Raw genomic sequence first — 17913 nt, forward strand, 5'->3', positions numbered from 1 at the left:
TGAGCGACGCCTGGCATCCTTAAACAACTATTCGACCTTCTCGCACCGCTACCGGGGAGCCGCCATGGAACTGAACGACGCGTTGAGGATTCCGCTCGAGCCGTCTGCCGTCTGGCAGGCGCTGCAGGATGCCGCGCTCGTGCGAGCGAGCCTGGAGCACTGCGAGTCGTTCCGCAGGCTCGGTCCCGGCGAATATGCGATCACGCTGACCGTGCCGCTCGGGCCGCTGCGTGCGCGTTACGAAGTGCGTGCTCACATCGCCAATGACGTCGCCGAGGTGCCGCTCAAGCCGCGCCGCGTGCTGAGCTTTCGCGCGCGCGCCGACGGCATCGGCTCGCTGCGTGGGCAGATCGACGTGGCATTGAGAGAAGAGGAGCGGGCGGTGTCGGCGGGTTTGCCGGGTTTGCCTTCTACGCCGGTTTCATCCGAGCGAGAGCGCAGCCTGAGCACGCGCATCGATTATTCGGTGTGGGCCACGCTGACCGGGCCGCTGGGCGAACTGCCGCCGCGCCAGATCGAAAACGCGCTGCACGAGCTGGCCGATGAGTTTTTCACCGAGTTTTGCGCGGTGGTGGCGGCCAAGCACGGCCGCGCGCCCAATCGCGTGCGCGGGAAGGAGCCGCGTCGCCAGCATGTGTTCCTGCGGCCGATCAATCTGGCGGCGGTCGCGCGCCGTGCGCATCTGCTGCCGCAGCACGGACAGCACGGGCAACGCGAGGAGGGCGGCACGCTGTCCGGCCGCGCGGCGAGCACCCTGCGCCACGAACCCACGCCGCACGCGATGCCGGTCTGGGCCTGGGCCGCGATGATTGTCTTCGTGGCGATCCTGTTCTACGTGGCGCGTCGTTTCGCCGAGAGTTGACGGCGGCGCGTGGATTGCCGCTCAGCTATCCACACGCAGCGCCGGGCTATGGCGCAGTGCGTCGAGCATGGCCTCGACGTGCCGCTGCGCATACTTCGCCACATCGAACATATCCGGCAGGATCGCCATATCGTGCAGCGCGCCGGTGATGAAGGAGTGCAGCACGCGCGCCGCGCGCGCGGCGTCGAGATCGGTGGGCAACTGACCTTTCGACATCGCGTTGCGCAGGCCTTCTTCGATGCGCATCAGCCCCTCGCGCATATTGTCCTGATGGCGCGCCATCACGGGCCCCATCTCTTCGACGAATTCGCACTTCAGGAACAGGATTTCGAACACCCGGCGGCGGCGCGCGTCGGTGGCGGTGTCCTGCAGACAGAGCGTGCAGAGATCCTTGATACGGCCGAGCGGATCGGGTTCGCTGGGATCGACGGAGGCCGCCTTGAGTTCGTCGAGCGGCAGGATCACACGGTCGAACATCGCCGTGAACAGATCGCCCTTGTTCTCGAAATGCCAGTAGATCGCGCCGCGCGTGACGCCTGCGGCCTGGGCGATATCGGCGAGCGAACTGCGCGAGACGCCCTTCTCGAAGAAGACGTGTTCGGCGGCGTCGAGAATGCGGTTGCGCGTCTCCAGCGCTTCCTCTTTCGTACGTCGGACCATGATGGATTAGCGCCCTGAGGGCGAATTAATGGGGTGGCCAGGCATCTGGGGGTCCGACGAGCAAAGTATTGATTTGTAATATGGATGTCATGCGCGGAATCTTCTTCAAGCCGGCTTCAGGGGGTTGAAGCGTTCTTAAACATTCATTCGCGAATGTATCTATAATACCACCCCACCACCTGGATACCTTGAGAAGTGATGTCCGGTTAATATCCGTCACTGGCCAAGCGGTCGTAGAAACCCCAATGCGCGACGCCCCCCGCGGTGGCGCGCGAAGAAAGCCCGGATGGATGTTGCTGACCGGTATCGCGCCTTTCCTGAAGTACCGGGTTATCCGTCAGGTATTGCCAGATGCTGGCGTGCGTCGTCGTCCTCCTCCATGAGGACGCCGCACGCTTTTAATTGTCAGTTATAGACAGAGGTCGCTCCATGCGCGTCGAACGGGTTCCATTCCGCCTAATCAGCTTCGCGACGGCTGCAGTAGTGCTCGCAGCGTGCGGGCAAAAGCAGTCGGCGCCGCCGCCGCAAACCCCCGAAGTGGGTGTTGTCACCGTCCAGACCAGCACCGTGCCGGTCGTCACCGAACTCCCCGGCCGTACCAACGCCTTCCTCGTCGCGCAGGTTCGCGCGCGGGTCGACGGCATCGTGCTGCGCCGCGAGTTCACCGAAGGCTCGGTCGTGAAGGCCGGTCAGCGCCTGTACAAGATCGATCCGGCGCCGTACATCGCCACGCTCAATAACGCCAAGGCGACGCTCGCCAAGGCAAAGGCGAATCTCGTCACGCAGAACGCGCTGGTTTCGCGCTACAAGGTGCTCGTCTCGGCCAACGCGGTCAGCAAGCAGGACTACGACAACGCCGTGGCCGCACAAGGCCAGGCGCAAGCCGATGTCGATGCCGGCAAGGCCGCGGTCGACACTGCCCAGATCAACCTGGGCTACACCGACGTGCTCTCGCCGATCACCGGCAAGGTCGGCATTTCGCAGGTCACGCCGGGCGCCTACGTGCAGGCGAGCGCCGCCACGCTGCTCTCGACCGTGCAGCAGATGACGCCGATGTACGTCGACCTCACGCAGTCGAGCCTCGACGGCCTGCGTCTGCGCCGCGAAGTCGAAGAAGGGCGTCTGAAGACCAACGGCCCCGACGCCGCCAAGGTCTCGCTGGTGCTCGAAGACGGCCGCACGTACTCGCAGCAGGGCAAGCTCCAGTTCACTGACGTCACGGTCGACCAGACCACCGGCTCGGTGACGATCCGCGCACTGTTCCCGAATCCGGACAATGTGTTGCTGCCGGGCATGTTCGTGCGCGCGCGCATCGACGAAGGCACCAACGACCACGCGATCCTCGTGCCGCAAGTGGGCGTCCAGCACGACCAGAAGGGTCAGGCAACGGTGATGGTCGTCAACGCGCAGAACAAGGTCGAACTGCATCCGGTCGTTACGTCCGCGTCGATCGGCCAGGACTGGGTCGTGGACAGCGGCCTGAATGCGGGCGACCGCGTGATCGTGCAAGGCACGGAAAAGGTCAAGCCGGGCGCCGAGGTCAAGGCCGTGGACGCCCATCTGCCGCCGCCGCCCCCGCCGGGCGCGCCTTCGGCAGACCAGGCGACGGCTTCGGGCTACGCGAACGCAGGCGCGGCATCGGGCGCTTCGGGCGCTGCCGGCGCTTCGGGCGCCGCTGCTGCATCCGCACCCGCCGCTTCCGCTGCGCAATAACAGGGAGCCTGCTTCATGGCAAAGTTCTTTATCGATCGCCCGATTTTTGCGTGGGTGATCGCCATCATTCTGATGCTGGCGGGTGTGGCGTCGGTGTTCACGCTGCCGGTCGCGCAGTATCCGACCATTGCGCCGCCGTCGATCCAGATCAGCGCGACCTACCCGGGCGCGTCGGCGAAGACGGTGGAAGACACGGTCACCCAGGTGATCGAGCAGCAGATGAGCGGTCTCGATCACCTGCTGTATCTGTCGTCCACGTCCGATGACTCGGGCACGGCCACTATCACGCTGACGTTCGCGGCGGGCACCAACCCGGACATCGCGCAGGTGCAGGTGCAGAACAAGCTGCAGCTCGCCACGCCGATTCTGCCGCAGGTGGTGCAGCAGCTCGGCATCAAGGTGACGAAGTCGAGCAGCAGCTTCCTGCTGGTGATGGCGTTCGTCTCCGAAGACGGCAGCATGACCAAGTACGACCTCGCGAACTACGTGGCGTCGAACATCGAAGATCCGGTCAGCCGTATCGACGGTGTGGGTACGGTCACGCTGTTCGGTTCGCAGTACGCGATGCGCGTCTGGCTCGATCCGAACAAGCTGAACAACTTCAGCCTCACGCCAAGCGACGTGACGGCCGCGATCACCGCACAGAACGTGCAGATTGCGGGCGGGCAGCTGGGCGGCACGCCGTCGGTGGCGGGTCAGTCGTTCCAGGCGACCATCACCGAATCGACGCTGCTGCATACGCCTGAAGAGTTCGGCAACATCCTGCTGAAGGTGAATCAGGACGGCTCGCAGGTGCGCCTGAAGGACGTGGCGCGTATCGGTCTGGGTGGCGAAAACTACAACTTCGACACCAAGTACAACGGTGCGCCGACGGCCGGTCTCGGTATTCAGCTGGCAACGGGCGCGAACGCGCTGCAGACCGCCAAGCTGGTGCGCCAGAAGATCGACGATCTGTCGAAGTACTTCCCGCACGGTCTGGTCGTGAAGTACCCGTATGACACGACGCCGTTCGTGCGCCTGTCGATCGAGGAAGTGATCAAGACGCTGCTGGAAGGCATCGTGCTGGTGTTCCTCGTGATGTACCTGTTCCTGCAGAACCTGCGCGCCACGCTGATCCCGACGATCGCCGTGCCGGTGGTGCTGCTGGGTACGTTCGCGATCATGGCGGCGGTGGGCTTCTCCATCAACACGCTGTCGATGTTCGGTCTCGTGCTGGCCATCGGTCTGCTGGTGGACGATGCGATCGTGGTGGTGGAAAACGTCGAGCGGGTGATGGTGGAGGAGGGCTTAGGCCCGAAGGAAGCCACCCGCAAGGCCATGGGCCAGATCACCGGCGCACTGGTGGGCGTGGCGCTGGTGCTGTCGGCGGTGTTCGTGCCGGTGGCGTTCTCGGGCGGTTCGGTCGGCGCCATCTATCGTCAGTTCTCGCTGACGATCGTGGCGGCGATGGTGCTGTCCGTGCTCGTCGCGCTGATTCTGACGCCGGCGCTGTGCGCGACCATCCTCAAGCCGATCCCGCAGGGCCATCACGAAGAGAAGAAGGGCTTCTTCGGCTGGTTCAACCGTACGTTCGACAAGAGCCGCGACAAGTATCACAGCGGCGTGCACCACGTCATCAAGCGTTCGGGCCGCTGGCTCATCATCTATCTGGCCGTGATCGTCGCGGTGGGCTTCCTGTTCGTGCGCCTGCCCAAGTCGTTCCTGCCCGATGAAGACCAGGGCACGATGTTCGTGATCGTCCAGACGCCTTCGGGCTCGACGCAGGAAACCACGGCGCGCACGCTGGCCAACATCCAGAACTATCTGCTCAACGACGAGAAGTCGATCGTCGAGTCGACGTTCACGGTGAACGGCTTCAGCTTCGCGGGTCGCGGCCAGAACTCGGGTCTCGTGTTCGTGCGTATGCGCGACTACAAGGAACGTCAGCACGCTGACCAGAAGGTCCAGGCGCTGGTGGGCCGGGTGTTCCAGCACTACGCGGGCTACAAGGACGCGATGGTGATTCCGGTGAATCCGCCTTCGATTCCTGAACTCGGCACGGCCTCGGGCTTCGACTTCGAACTCCAGGATCGCGGCGGCGTCGGCCACGAAAAGCTGATGGAAGCGCGCAACATGCTGCTCGGCATGTCCGCGAAGGATCCGACGCTGGCGCTGGTGCGTCCGAACGGCCTGAACGACACGCCGCAGTACCAGATCAACATCGACCGCCAGAAGGCAGAAGCGCTCGGTGTGACGGCGGCATCGGTCGACCAGACGTTCTCGATCGGCTGGGCGTCGTCGTACGTGAACAACTTCCTCGACGTCGATGGCCGGATCAAGAAGGTCTACGTGATGTCCGACGCGCCGTTCCGCATGACGCCGAACGACCTGAACACCTGGTACGTGCGCAACACGTCGGGCGGGATGGTGCCGTTCAGCTCGTTCGCGACCGGCCAGTGGACCTACGGTTCGCCGAAGCTTGAGCGTTACAACGGTATTTCGGCGGTGGAAATCCAGGGTCAGGCGGGTGCGGGCAAGTCGACCGGCCAGGCCATGACGGCGATGGAGCAGATCGCGGCGAAGCTGCCCGCGGGTATCGGCTACGAGTGGACCGGTCTGTCGTTCCAGGAACGCCAGTCGGGCTCGCAGGCGCCGATCCTCTACGGCATCTCGATCCTCGTGGTGTTCCTGTGTCTCGCGGCGCTGTATGAAAGCTGGTCGATTCCGTTCGCGGTCATCATGGTGGTGCCGCTCGGCGTGCTCGGCGCGCTGCTCGCGGTGACGCTGCGCGGGCTGGAAAACGACGTGTTCTTCCAGGTGGGTCTGTTGACCACCGTGGGTCTGTCGGCGAAAAACGCGATTCTGATCGTGGAGTTCGCCCGCGACCTGCAGGCGGAAGGCACCATGGGCCCGGTCGAAGCGGCGCTCGAAGCCGCCCGACTGCGTCTGCGCCCGATTCTGATGACCTCGCTTGCGTTCATTCTGGGCGTGCTGCCGCTGGCCATCAGTAACGGTGCGGGTTCGGCTTCGCAGCACGCGATCGGTACTGGCGTGATCGGCGGGATGCTGACCGCGACGTTCCTCGCGATCTTCATGATCCCGATGTTCTTCGTGGTGATCCGCGCGAAGTTCGCCGGCGAGAAGGAAGACCCGGATGTGGCGCTCCAGCACTACGAAGAGCACCACGCGCACGACCATGACGCCGACAACAACGGCGCTCAGGGTGGTCAAGGCGGCAACGGCGGTGGCTCGAATGGCGGCAACGACGGCCCGGGCAAGGAAGGACACTGAGATGCATAAACTATCCGTAATTGCAGGGGCGGCCGCGCTGCTCGCGGGCTGCACGATGGCGCCGTGGTATCACCGTCCGGACGCGCCGGTTTCGCAGAGCTTCCCGCAAGGCGGCGTCTACGCGACGCAGCCGGCCGCGGAGAACGGCCACAGCGCCAACGGCGCGAACGCCACCGAGATCGGCTGGCGCGACTTCTTCGTCGATCAGCGTCTGCAGGAGCTGGTCACGATCGCGCTGAAGAACAATCGCGACCTGCGGGTTTCGGTGCTCAACGTCGAAGCGGCGCGCGCGCAGTATCAGATCACGCGCGCCGATCTGTTCCCCGCCATCAATGGCGTGGGCACGGACACGCGCACACGCGCGCCGCAGGCACTGGCGTCGAGCTATCCGACCAATCCGTACAGCATCTACAACGTCGGTCTGCAGGCGTCCTGGGAAATCGACTTCTGGGGGCGTATCCGCAGCCTGAAGGACCAGGCGCTGGCTCAGTACCTGTCCACGGCGCAGGCGCGCAAGGCGGCGGAAATCTCGCTCGTCTCGCAGGTCGCGGACCAGTACCTGACGATGCTCTCCGACGACGACCTGCTGAAGGTCACGCAGGAGACGCTGAAGACGGCGCAGGACTCCTTCAACATCACGAAGGCGCAGTTCGACACCGGCACCGGCACCGAACTCGATCTGCGTCAGGCGCAGACCGTGGTCGAGAACGCGCAGGCCAACCTGCAGGCGCAACTGCGCGCCCGCGCGCAGGCCGAAAACGCGCTCGTGCTGCTGATAGGCGAGCCGCTGCCAGCGGATCTGCCGCAAGGCCTGCCGCTCGACGGCCAGAGCCTGCTCGCCGATATCCCGGCCGGTCTGCCGTCCGACCTGCTCACGCGGCGTCCGGACATCATGGAAGCCGAGGAAACGCTGCTGGCGGCGAATGCCAACATCGGCGCGGCGCGGGCGGCGTTCTTCCCGAAGATCTCGCTGACGGCGGCCTTCGGCACTGAAAGCCTGTCGCTTGGCGGGCTCTTCAAGGCGGGCACGGCGGCGTGGAGTTTCGTGCCGCAGGTGACGCTGCCGATCTTCGAGGGCGGCAAGAACATCGCCAACCTGGAAGTGGCGAACGTGCAGAAGCGCATCGAGATCGCCAACTACGAGAAGGCGATCCAGTCGGCGTTCCGCGAAGTGGCCGATGGCCTCGCCGCGCGCGGCACCTACGATCAGCAGATCGGGGCGCTGGAGCGCAGCACCTTCGCGAACCAGCGAGGTCTCGATCTGTCGGAACTGCGCTACAAGAACGGCGTGGACAGCTATCTGCCGGTGCTCACCGCACAGACCAGCCTGTACACGGCGCAGCAGGCGCTCATCACGGCGCGTCTGGCGCGTCTGACCAACCTCGTCGATCTGTATCGCGCGCTCGGCGGCGGCTGGATCGAGCACGCCGGCGAGACCCCGCGTCCGGCCGATGCGCCGGTCGACTACGGCGCGGCCAGCGCACCGGCGGCGGCTTCAGCGCCGGTTGCGAAGGCAGGCTGAGCGGTTCTTCAGCAAGTCTCGAAACAAAAACGCCACGGAGTTTTCTCCGTGGCGTTTTTTTTATGCGCTCGCGCTACCAGCGCATCAACGCGCCGCCTGCTGCGGCGAAGCGAAGTTCACGAACGGAATCGCCGCGCCTGACCATTGCTGCGGCAGATGCCCGTCCCACTTCTTCACCGCCTCAAGCGCCACGTACTCCGAACCACCTTGCTGCTGGATCGCCTGCGCCTGGATGGCGATGGCCTTCGCCTGGCCTTCGGCTTCCACGATCTTCTGCTGCGCGGTGACCTTCGCGGTTTCGAGCTGCTGCTCGGCGGTCAAACGGTTCTGTCCCGCCACCACCTTTTGGCGCACCGCATTGGCGAACTGCTCGTCGAAGTGGAAGTTCTGCACGTTGATGTCGCTCACGATGATGCGGTACTTCGCGAGCTTCGCCTGCAACACCTTGACGATGTCCTGCGAGACCTCCGCGCGCCGCGTGACCAGTTGCTCGGCGGTGTATTGCGAGGTCACGGCCTTGAACGATTCGTACAGCGCCGGCACGATGAATTTCGCTTCGATATCCGAATCGTTGCCGAAGTTGTTGTAGACGTAAGGCGCGTGATCCGGGTCGTATTCGTAGTTGAGCGTGATGTCTTCGAACACTTCCTGGAGGTCGGCGGTGCCGCCTTCGGCCTTGGTCGCGGTGGCGCTCTGGAAGCGCACGTTGAAATCCACGACCTGCGCGAGCGGGTTGAGGATATGCAGGCCTTCGGCGAGCGGCTTGTCCTGCACGTCGCCGAAAATCTTGACGACGCCGCGATGCCCCGCCGGCACCACATGCAGGCTCATGAACAGCAGGAGGAGGACGGCCGCGATTGCGCCGCCGATCGCCACGGTCTTCGGGTTCGAAGGGAGTTTGAACATGGATGGCAGGCCGGGTTTGGTGTTGCGTCCGTCGCTCAATTGGAACCCTCGGCATCGCGCGGCGGGAAGGCCGTCACATCGGGATTCGGCGCGCTATTCAACGGACGCGCTGCCTGGATATCGCGCGTGTTCTTCTGCACCGTGACCGAGCCGAACAGCGCGAGCACGAACGACATCGCGTAAAAGCCCTTTTCGCTGAGCGCGAGCGTGGCGTTGAAGAGGCCGACGGCGAGCAGCAGGATCGACAGCACCAGCGCAACCCAGCTCAGGAAGTAGTAGATGCCGGTGACGGGCAGACCTTCGGCGCGATCGCGCACGCTCTTTTGCAGCGAGATTGCCGCGTAAAGGCCAAACACGAGCACGGTGAAGTAATAGCCCTTTTCGTTGAGCTGCATGGTCGCGTTGAACAGGCCGACCAGATAGGCGATAAAGCCCGCGAACAGGGCGGCCCACGAAGCGGCGATAAAGGCGAAAGAAGGTTGTTGAATTGTGCTGTCGGTCATCGGAATCCCCCTGTTTTTTGAGTGGCCGTTGCAGTCAAGTAGTCGTAAGCCACGGAGAGGCCGAATATAGCGCAGGGCGTGAAATCGCAGCTCGACGATGTCTGCAAACAGGTGGCGTTTGAGGGGATTTGACGTAACTTTATGCGTGATGACTGAATGAAGCATGCACGACGAATCAGGCGGTGGTTTTCTGCCCCGCATCGTAGGCGCGTTGCGGGAAGCTGTTTTTCGCGAGATAGCTCGGCGAGTGGATGTGATGCTGAAGGTGCAGCAGTGTGTCCGCGGCCTGCTGCAACAACGGTTTGATCTGCTCCTTGCTGATGCCGTCAAAGCGCAGCGAGCGCCGATGGATCACCTCCACGAGTTCGGCCACGGTGTCGCCCACGAAGCGCGCGCATTCACGCTCTTGCGCGGTCTGGTCGTCGGGCGTCATCACGCGCACGACGGCGCGCGATCCCGCATCGATGGCAATCCCGTGCACCGACGGATAACCCGGGTCCATGAGGGCTTCGATCGCATCGAATCGCTGCGCCGTGGTTGAGGCTTCCATGATCGCGTGAAAGCCATAGCGCTCGCGCGCCTCGATCTCCTGCGCGCTCAAGAGCGTTTTATGCGTGGTGAACAGGGTGACGAGCGGCACGGCGATGTCCGCCCGCGCGCAGAATTGTCCGACGCTGCGTCCCGTGCTGACCACATCGACGACGGCGCTGTGCGGCGTGATGCGCGAGCGGAATCCGCTATCAGCCTGACCGGACGTCAGCAGACGGCGATTGAAGTCGATGGTCTCGCTATCGAAGCCCGGCATCAGCGCCCGGAACACGGCGGACAGATGAACGCCTTCTCTTGCTGCGAACAGATAGTGGCGGATATCGTGTTCCTGCGCGTGCAGACGCAGAAAGAGCGCATAGAGCAGGAGCAGCCCAAGCAATTCGCCGGTCACGGCATGTTCGAACGCGACCGCGCGCGCAGGCGTGCAACGCAGGCGCACCTCGCGCAGCGCCAGTGCGACGTCCTTCAAATTGGCCTGCAGCAAGGTGTTTTCCCACGGCGTCACGCCGGTATCCGTCACATGCTGTGTATGGATGTGAAAGCGCTGGGGCAGGGCAATGTCGGCGTGCCGGTTGTCGCCGTGATGGCGGCGCACGATGTAGTGCTGCAGGATGAGCGGCCAGACCGTGCCGGTGCTCTTGCCCCAGTTGCCCACCACTGGCGGAAAGCGGTTGTGCCGAAGCCCGCAGATGCGCTGGAGGATGTCGGTGATGATGTCTTCGGGCATGTACATGTCCGAAACGATCAGGTCGCCGCGTGCGACCTGCGAGATTTGCGCCTGCACGGGAATGAGCTGATCGAGTTCGGTTGCGACTTCGAGCGCAAAGAGCGCCGGCGCGGTCGTGCGCGCATCGGCTCCTGTGGTGCGGCAGAACTGCCGGTAGATTTCGCGCAGATCGTAAGGCTTGCCGATGGCGTCCAGATCGCGCTGTGCCTGAAGGCGCGCATTCTTGAAGCCTTGCAGGCCGGTTTTGGGCGCCATCAGTTCGAAGATGCTGTCGGGCAGGATGTGAAAGCGTCCCACCAGCGTATCGAAGAGATCCCAAGAATCGACGGTTTTCCTGAACATGCGCGCCTCTGTTCGATGATGCGCGGGCGGTGCGCCCACCTGCATTGATCCGCAAGGAGCCGACGCGTCGCGATGACTTTGATGAGGTCGCATCTTAGGCAGGCGATCAGGTCGTCGCCATCGAATAGGTTCGATTCTTTGATGCGGGAGCAGGAACGCGCGCTTTTCGCGCTCGACGCGGCAGGCGGCAGGCGGCCAGACGCTGCGCGAGGCGCAAATAAAAAAGGCGTCACGGTTTCCCGTGACGCCAAACCAGCAAAAGGCCCCGGCTCGCGCCCTATGCGCGATCGGGGCACCTCTCGCGTCGACTCAGTACGTCATTGCGTGCATGACTGGGCGCATGGCTCAGTGCGCTGCCGTGCGCTGCATTTCGTGACCGGCTTCCGGGCCGCCTTGTGCGTGGCTGCCTTCGAGATCGTGACCGGCGCGGCGGATGTCACGCTCGGCGGCGCGTTCGCTTTTCACGCCGTTGAAGATGATGTTCAGGATCACTGCCGACACCGAAGCCAGCAGAATGCCGCTATGCAGGATCGGCGAAAGAGCCGGCGGCAGTTGCGCGAAGAAGTGCGGCGACACCACCGGCACGAGGCCAAAGCCCACGCTCACCGCGACGATGAACAGGTTGTGCTGGTTCTTCACGAAATCGACCTTCGAGAGCACCTTGATGCCGTTCGCGGCCACCATGCCGAACATCACCAGGCCCGCGCCGCCCAGTACGAACGGCGGCACCGACGCGACCATCTGCGCCATCTTCGGGAACAGGCCGAGCAGCACGAGGATCACGCCGCCCATCGCGCAGACGTAACGGCTCTTCACGCCCGTCACGCCGATCAGGCCGACGTTCTGCGAGAACGAGGTGTGCGGGAACGAGTTGAAGATGCCGCCGATCATCGTGCCCAGACCGTCGACGCGCAGGCCGCGCACGAGCGTCGCCTGATCGACCGGACGATCCACCATGTCGCCCACAGCGAGGAACATGCCGGTCGATTCGATGAAGGTCACGAACATCACGATCACCATGGTCGCGATCGGCAGGACATGGAACTTCGGCAGGCCGAAGTGGAACGGCATGACGAAGCCGACCCACGGTGCGTGCGTGACGCCGTCGAGGCTCACGCGGCCGAGCGCCAGCGCAATCGCGAAGCCCGCGACGATGCCGAGCAGCACCGAAATATTGGCGACGAAGCCGCGACCAAACTTGTTGATGAGCAGGATCAGCATCAGCACGAGCAGCGAGAGGCCGAGGTAAATCGGGTCGCCGTAATGCGGGTTGCCCACGCCGCCCGCGGCCCAGTTGATGCCCACTTCCATCAGCGAGAGGCCGATCACGGCGATCACCGTGCCCACCACGACGGGCGGGAAAAAGCGCAGCAGCTTGCCGATCAGCGGCGCAATCACGATGCCGATCGCGCCCGCCGCAATGGTCGAGCCGAAGATGTCGAGAATGCCCAGCGACGGATTGGTGCCGATGGCGATCATCGGGCCGACGGAGGCGAACGTGCAGCCCATGATGACGGGCAGGCGAATGCCGAAGATCCACAGGCCGAGCGTCTGGATCAGCGTGGCGATGCCGCAGGCGAACAGGTCGGCGCTGATGAGGAAAGCCACCTGATCTTTCGGCAGACCAATGGCGCCGCCGATGATGAGCGGCACCGCAACCGCGCCCGCATACATCACGAGCACGTGCTGGATGCCGAGCGTGAGAAGCTGGCCGAACGGCAGGCGCTCGTCGCACGGGTGAACCTGGTCGCGGCCACTCTGTCGGGACTGGGCCTGCTCCCTTTCGATACCCTGGGGATGCATGTCGTCTCTCTCCATCTTCGTTTGGGAATATGGCCTCCAAGGTATGCGGGACGAAAATAAGCAACAAGACCGCTGGGGACTATTCCGTGCTTTCCGGGGGCGATATGCGCGCGGCTCGCCAGAGGCGCGTTATTGGGGGGAGATTACGCGTCGAGATGGGCGCGCGACGATGTTGCGGCGCGTTGCAATGGGGCGCGCGAGACGCCGAAAGACGGCGTTGGGGCTGCTTTTCAAGCGCTGTAAAGGATTCCGATGGATTCGGGCGAGGGCGCAAGACGTGATGGCCGCGCGAGATTGGCGGATGGGTCATGCAGGGAAAAAGGCGCGGCGGGGCGGACTACCTATGGTCTCGCCGTTATGATCTCTATTTCGCCTGGCGCATGTGAGCCATTTTGCATCGCGCGACAAGCCACCGGGTTAACCCGCGAACAGGCCGCGAACGCGTGCGAAATGGGTCGAACTGGCGCTGATCCATCCGTCGGCGGATCGCGGTGTTCGCATCGCTCGCGACTGACAAATGGTACCGCTATCATGGCTCTTTTCGCCGCGGCGATCCAGCCCTCGATTGCATCGCGGCGCTCCTCTTCCTCTCTTCATTAATCTCGCATGAACGCATCGCTCACGCGCTTTCTCGGCATCGATCTTGGCACCGGTTCGCTCAAAGTAGCGCTCGTCGATGAGGCGGGCGTCGAGCGCGCCGTCGCGAGCGTCGCCTATACGCTGGAGACGCCGCAGCCCGGCTGGGCGGAAATCGATGTCGAGCGCTGGTGGCGTGCGCTGGTCGATGCCTGCGCGCGCCTGCCCGAAGACGAACGCGCGGCGGTGCGCGGCATCGGCTTTTCCGGACAGATGCACGGCGTCGTGCTCACCGATGCGACGGGCCGCGCGCTGCGTCCTGCGATGCTGTGGCCGGATACGCGCGCGCACGCGTTGCTCGATGCGTGGCAAGACGATGCGCAGAACAGCGAAGGCGCGGCGTCGAATCCCGTCGCGCCGGGTATGGCCGGCCCGCTGCTGCGCTGGGTGTTGCAGCACGAACGCGCGATCGCCGATGCCGCGCAGTGGGCGCTGCAGCCGAAGGACTGGCTGCGTGTGCATCTGGCGGGCGCGGCACAGGACGCCTTCGTCGCCGATCCGTCCGATGCCTGCGCGACCGCGCTCGCCGCGCCCGACGGCGCATGGGATCTCGCCTTGATCGAGCGGCTGGGGTTGCCCGCGCGCTGGTTCGCGCCGCTCGCGGCTTCGGGTGCGGTGAGCGGCACGCTGCACGCCGACGCCGCGCGTGCGCTCGGTGTGCCTGAGGGCGTCGTGCTCGCAACGGGCGCGGGCGATACGCCGTGCGCGGCGCTCGGCAGCGGCCTGCATGAAGACGGCGACGCCTTGCTCACCACCGGCACGGGCGGCCAGATTCTCGTCACCGCGCGCACGGCGCCGCCCGCGCGTCGCGGTCTGCATCGTTATCGATCGGCGAGCGGCGGCTGGTATGCGATGGCCGCGATGCAGAACGTGGGCGTCGCGCTCGAAGCGGCGCGCGGCTGGCTCGCCTACGATTGGGCGCAGGCGTATGAAGACGCGTTCGCCGCGCTGCCTTCGCCCACGCTGACCTTCCTGCCGTATCTGAGCGGCGAGCGTTCGCCGTGGCTCGATCCGGCGGCGCGCGGCGGTTGGCTGGGCGCGGGCATCGGCGATACGCGCGGCGTGCTGATGCGCGCCGCCTTCGAAGGCGTGGCCTTTGCGCTGCGTGCCGGTCTCGACGCCTTGCGGGAAGCGAATCGCGCCGAAGGCAGCGAAGCGCCGATTGCAACGCTGAAGCTTGCGGGCGGCGGTTCGGTCGATCCGCGCTGGCGGCAACTGCTGGCGGATACGCTTGGCGCGCGGCTCGATGCCATCGACTGTCCGAACGCGGCCACGCGCGGTGCGGCCTTGCTGGGCGGCGTGGCAGCCGGACATTGGCGTATCGGCGAACTCGCGGCGCTCGCGCCCGCCGCCACGCGCGTGGCCGAGCCGCGCGAGGACGCCGCGCTCGCACAACGCTATGCACGCTTTATCGATCTCTATGGCCGCGTGCGGACGTGGTTTCCCACGCCCTGAAAACCGGCCTGAACACCATCGGATTCAAAACAACGCGAACATCGGAGCCACCATGCTGATCCTGATTGAAGAACACGCCTGCTACGACGGCGTGCAGCGCATCTACAAACACGATTCCGAAACCATCGGCCTGCCGATGCGGTTCTCGGTCTATCTGCCGCCGCAGGCGCGCACGCAGAAAGTGCCGGGGCTGTTCTATCTTGCGGGCCTGACCTGCACCGAAGAAACCTTCCCGATCAAGGCGGGTGCGCAGCGCTTCGCGGCCCAGCACGGCATCGCGCTGATCGCGCCGGACACCAGCCCGCGCGGCGCGAACGTGCCGGGCGAAGCCGATGCGTGGGACTTCGGCGTCGGCGCGGGTTTCTATCTCGACGCCACGCGCGAGCCGTGGGCCAAACACTGGCGCATGGGCAGCTACGTGCGCGATGAACTGCGCGAAGCGGTCACCACGAACCTGCCCATCGACGGCGCGCGCCTGGGCATCTTCGGCCATTCGATGGGCGGTCACGGCGCACTCACGCTGGCGCTGAAGAATCCGGACATTTATCGCTCGGTGTCGGCATTTGCGCCGATCGCCGCGCCCACGCGCTGCCCGTGGGGCGAGAAGGCGTTCTCGGGCTATCTGGGCGACGACCGCGAAGCGTGGAAGCAATACGACGCCAGCGAACTCGTTGGCCAGGCCGCGCGCAAGTTCGAGGAGGGCATCCTCGTCGATCAAGGTCTCGCGGACGCTTTCCTGCCGAACCAGCTGAACCCGGACGTGTTCGAAGCCGCCTGCGAGGCCGCTGGCCAGCCGCTCACGCTGCGCCGTCACGAGGGCTACGATCACGGCTATTTCTTCATCCAGAGCTTTATCGAAGACCATCTGGCGCACCACGCGCGGGTGCTGCTGAAGTAAGCGCGGAAGGGCGCTGCGGGCATGGCTTCCGACCCCGTGTGAAACTTTGATATCTGGTCAACTTGGTACTATCATCTGGTCAGGTTGATCTTTTTCTGGAGTACCGGCCATGCCCGCATCCCTTCTCGATCCGAAAGCCAGCAAGGAAACCGCCGAGCGACGCAAGGTCGATTTCCAGGCAGCCGTGAAGGCGATCGCCGCGCGCGTGGGCGCGACCAACGTGGACACGGCCGGCACGCCTATTTCGGCGTTCAAGACCAATTATTCGAGCGTGCTCAAGCGCGTGAAGTCGGGTTCGGTCGAGATCGTCAATCAAGGCCCGGAGCCGTTCATCATCCTCGGCCTCGATCAGGCCGTCGCGCTCATGTCCAACACGGTGAGCGACCGCACCGTGGCGGAAGTGTTCGCCGGACTGCCCTCGGTGCCCGCCACCGGCAAGCTGCCGCGCGACGTGTCCATCGACGCCGAAGATCACTACCGCGTGCCGCGCTAGAACACCTGACGGCGCGGCACCCGTAAAACGAAGACCAATAACGCAAACAACGCAGGCCGTTCATGCCGAGATTCCTGTTGGGCACCAATACGCTCATCGACATGTGTATCGAAGACACCGCCTCGCGCAAATGGATCGAAGGCGGGGTGAAGGCGCGCGACATCAATCTGAGCGTCATCAGCGTGGCGGCCGCCCGTCAGGTGATCGCCCAGCACAAGACCAGCGAGCCGCGTCGCGCGGCGTTCAAGAAGGCGCTCGAAGCGCGTCTGGCCGCGCTGCTCGACGATGGCTCCGTGATGCTGCCGTTCGCGGAAAACGAGGCCGCCGAGTGGGAACAGTGGCGCGGCCATCATCCGCTCGAAATTGAGAAAAGCGGCCAGCGTCATGCGGTCGGCCAGGATACGCGCATGGTGATCGCCACCGCCGTTGCCAACGGCTGCACGCTGGTCGAACCCGAAGAGACGTACCACCGCGAGCTGCGCAAGCTTCAGGTGGAAGTCGTGTCCCTGCTAGAGGTCTAAGCCCTTGGACGACCAGTTCCGGGTGCCCGACGGCCGGCTCACCCCGGCGCCCGCCTGCACGCGCGTGCTGAGCCTGTCGGGCGGCGGCTATCGCGGGCTTTATACGGCGCGGCTGCTGGCGCGCATCGAAGAGAGCGAGCGCTTTGGCGATGGGTTGGACAAAGGCGGTACGCCGATCGGCACGCGTTTCGATCTGATCGCGGGCACGTCGGTCGGCGGCATTCTGGCGGCGGGTCTGGCCGCGGGCGTGAGCGCGCGCGATCTCTACGCGATGCTCGCGCAGTGGGGGCCGACGATCTTCCCGAAGCTCTCGCTGCGCACCTTGCGCAAGCTCTTCAGCGAAAAGGTCTATGCGGCGGAGCCGCTCGAACGTGCCATCGTCGCGTGTCTGGACGGCTGGGCGGGCAAGCGTCTGGCCGAGATCGACACGCCGCTCATGCTCACGACCGTGAGCTGGTCGCTCGGCGAGTTGCGTCTGCTGCGCAGCAAGGGCCTGGCGGGCGATGACGCGGATACCTGCACGCTGCTCGAAGCCACTCGCGCCACCTCGGCCGCGCCCGCGCATTTTCCGGCGATGCTGCTCGACGACGACTGGCATGTCGATGGCGGTCTCGCCGCGAATTGCCCCGATGCGCACGCGTTGAACCAGGCCCAGCGGCGCGGCGTGCCGGTGCGCATGCTGAGCGTCGGCACCACGGGCGTGCGCCATCGCAGCGTGCCGAGCCGCCTGCCGCTGCGCGGTCTCGCCTGGGCGCAGCCGGCGCTCGCGCTGAGCATGGAGGCGCAGGAGCGCATGGCGCAGGCCACCTGCGAGCGCGAACTACGCGAGCGCTATCTGCATCTGAACAGCGACGCAGGCGCCGATCAGGAGGTGCTGCGCGGTCTCGACATCGCTACGCCCGACGCCACGGCGGCGCTCACGCGGCTGGCGGATCAGCGCTTCGAAGACCTGCTCGCGAGCGCCGATGAATCGCGCAGGCTGCGTCTCATCATGGGCGACGGCTGAGGTCTCTTCGGGCAATAAAAAACGGCGTTGACCCGCAAAGGGCAACG

14 protein-coding genes are annotated in these 17913 nt (G+C 64.9%); 9 read left to right on the forward strand and 5 right to left on the reverse strand.

Annotated elements, in window-relative coordinates; all coding sequences use genetic code 11:
- Nucleotides 1-64: 64 nt before the first annotated feature.
- Nucleotides 65-862, forward strand: coding sequence for an SRPBCC domain-containing protein (locus F3J17_RS24685; protein WP_167065160.1), 798 nt, complete (start codon nucleotides 65-67; stop codon nucleotides 860-862).
- Between the two features lie 21 nt (nucleotides 863-883).
- On the opposite strand, the gene F3J17_RS24690 is transcribed toward F3J17_RS24685, so the two are convergent.
- Nucleotides 884-1522: a TetR family transcriptional regulator gene (locus F3J17_RS24690; RefSeq protein WP_167065163.1), complete on the reverse strand. Its 639-nt coding sequence runs from the start codon at nucleotides 1520-1522 to the stop codon at nucleotides 884-886.
- Nucleotides 1523-1951: 429 nt separating this feature from the next.
- Here F3J17_RS24690 and F3J17_RS24695 point away from each other — a divergent pair, with 429 nt between their 5' ends.
- Genes F3J17_RS24695 through F3J17_RS24705 form a run of 3 tightly spaced genes read left to right on the forward strand, consistent with a single transcriptional unit; the run spans nucleotide 1952 to nucleotide 8027 of the window.
- The gene (locus tag F3J17_RS24695) at nucleotides 1952-3235 is read left to right on the forward strand and encodes an efflux RND transporter periplasmic adaptor subunit (RefSeq protein ID WP_167065166.1); all 1284 of its coding nucleotides are present in this window, start codon (nucleotides 1952-1954) and stop codon (nucleotides 3233-3235) included.
- A 15-nt stretch (nucleotides 3236-3250) separates the two neighbouring features.
- Entirely contained in the window at nucleotides 3251-6505 is a 3255-nt protein-coding gene (locus tag F3J17_RS24700; RefSeq protein WP_167065169.1) for an efflux RND transporter permease subunit, read from the forward strand.
- Between the two features lies 1 nt (nucleotide 6506).
- Complete coding sequence (locus F3J17_RS24705) at nucleotides 6507-8027, forward strand: efflux transporter outer membrane subunit (protein WP_167065172.1); 1521 nt, start codon at nucleotides 6507-6509, stop codon at nucleotides 8025-8027.
- Nucleotides 8028-8111: 84 nt separating this feature from the next.
- On the opposite strand, the gene F3J17_RS24710 is transcribed toward F3J17_RS24705, so the two are convergent.
- The 4 genes from F3J17_RS24710 to F3J17_RS24725 all read right to left on the reverse strand — a co-directional run bounded on the left by F3J17_RS24710 (nucleotide 8112) and on the right by F3J17_RS24725 (nucleotide 12857).
- On the reverse strand, nucleotides 8112-8933 hold the full coding sequence (locus tag F3J17_RS24710) for a prohibitin family protein (protein WP_167065175.1): 822 nt from the start codon (nucleotides 8931-8933) through the stop codon (nucleotides 8112-8114).
- A 35-nt stretch (nucleotides 8934-8968) separates the two neighbouring features.
- Nucleotides 8969-9436: an inner membrane protein YiaA gene (gene yiaA / locus F3J17_RS24715; protein WP_167065178.1), complete on the reverse strand. Its 468-nt coding sequence runs from the start codon at nucleotides 9434-9436 to the stop codon at nucleotides 8969-8971.
- Nucleotides 9437-9611: 175 nt separating this feature from the next.
- On the reverse strand, nucleotides 9612-11054 hold the full coding sequence (locus F3J17_RS24720; protein ID WP_167065181.1) for a hypothetical protein: 1443 nt from the start codon (nucleotides 11052-11054) through the stop codon (nucleotides 9612-9614).
- Nucleotides 11055-11399: 345 nt separating this feature from the next.
- Nucleotides 11400-12857, reverse strand: coding sequence for a nucleobase:cation symporter-2 family protein (locus tag F3J17_RS24725; protein WP_167065184.1), 1458 nt, complete (start codon nucleotides 12855-12857; stop codon nucleotides 11400-11402).
- A gap of 606 nt (nucleotides 12858-13463) precedes the next feature.
- Here F3J17_RS24725 and F3J17_RS24730 point away from each other — a divergent pair.
- The 5 genes from F3J17_RS24730 (at nucleotide 13464) to F3J17_RS24750 (ending at nucleotide 17866) form a co-directional block, all read left to right on the forward strand.
- Nucleotides 13464-14948 carry an FGGY family carbohydrate kinase gene (locus F3J17_RS24730; RefSeq protein ID WP_167065187.1) on the forward strand — a complete coding sequence of 495 codons (1485 nt, stop codon included), beginning with the start codon at nucleotides 13464-13466 and terminating at the stop codon, nucleotides 14946-14948.
- A gap of 52 nt (nucleotides 14949-15000) precedes the next feature.
- Nucleotides 15001-15846 (forward strand): S-formylglutathione hydrolase, encoded by an 846-nt coding sequence (gene fghA, locus F3J17_RS24735; protein WP_167065190.1) that lies wholly within the window; start codon nucleotides 15001-15003, stop codon nucleotides 15844-15846.
- A gap of 109 nt (nucleotides 15847-15955) precedes the next feature.
- The gene (locus F3J17_RS24740; protein ID WP_167065193.1) at nucleotides 15956-16339 is read left to right on the forward strand and encodes a hypothetical protein; all 384 of its coding nucleotides are present in this window, start codon (nucleotides 15956-15958) and stop codon (nucleotides 16337-16339) included.
- Between the two features lie 62 nt (nucleotides 16340-16401).
- Nucleotides 16402-16860: a hypothetical protein gene (locus F3J17_RS24745; RefSeq protein WP_167065196.1), complete on the forward strand. Its 459-nt coding sequence runs from the start codon at nucleotides 16402-16404 to the stop codon at nucleotides 16858-16860.
- 4 nt (nucleotides 16861-16864) lie between these two features.
- Nucleotides 16865-17866, forward strand: a complete 1002-nt coding sequence (locus tag F3J17_RS24750) for a patatin-like phospholipase family protein (protein ID WP_167065199.1) — start codon at nucleotides 16865-16867, stop codon at nucleotides 17864-17866.
- Nucleotides 17867-17913 lie beyond the last annotated feature (47 nt).

The sequence above is a fragment of the Burkholderia sp. Ax-1719 genome, assembly GCF_011753055.1.
GTDB lineage: Bacteria > Pseudomonadota > Gammaproteobacteria > Burkholderiales > Burkholderiaceae > Paraburkholderia.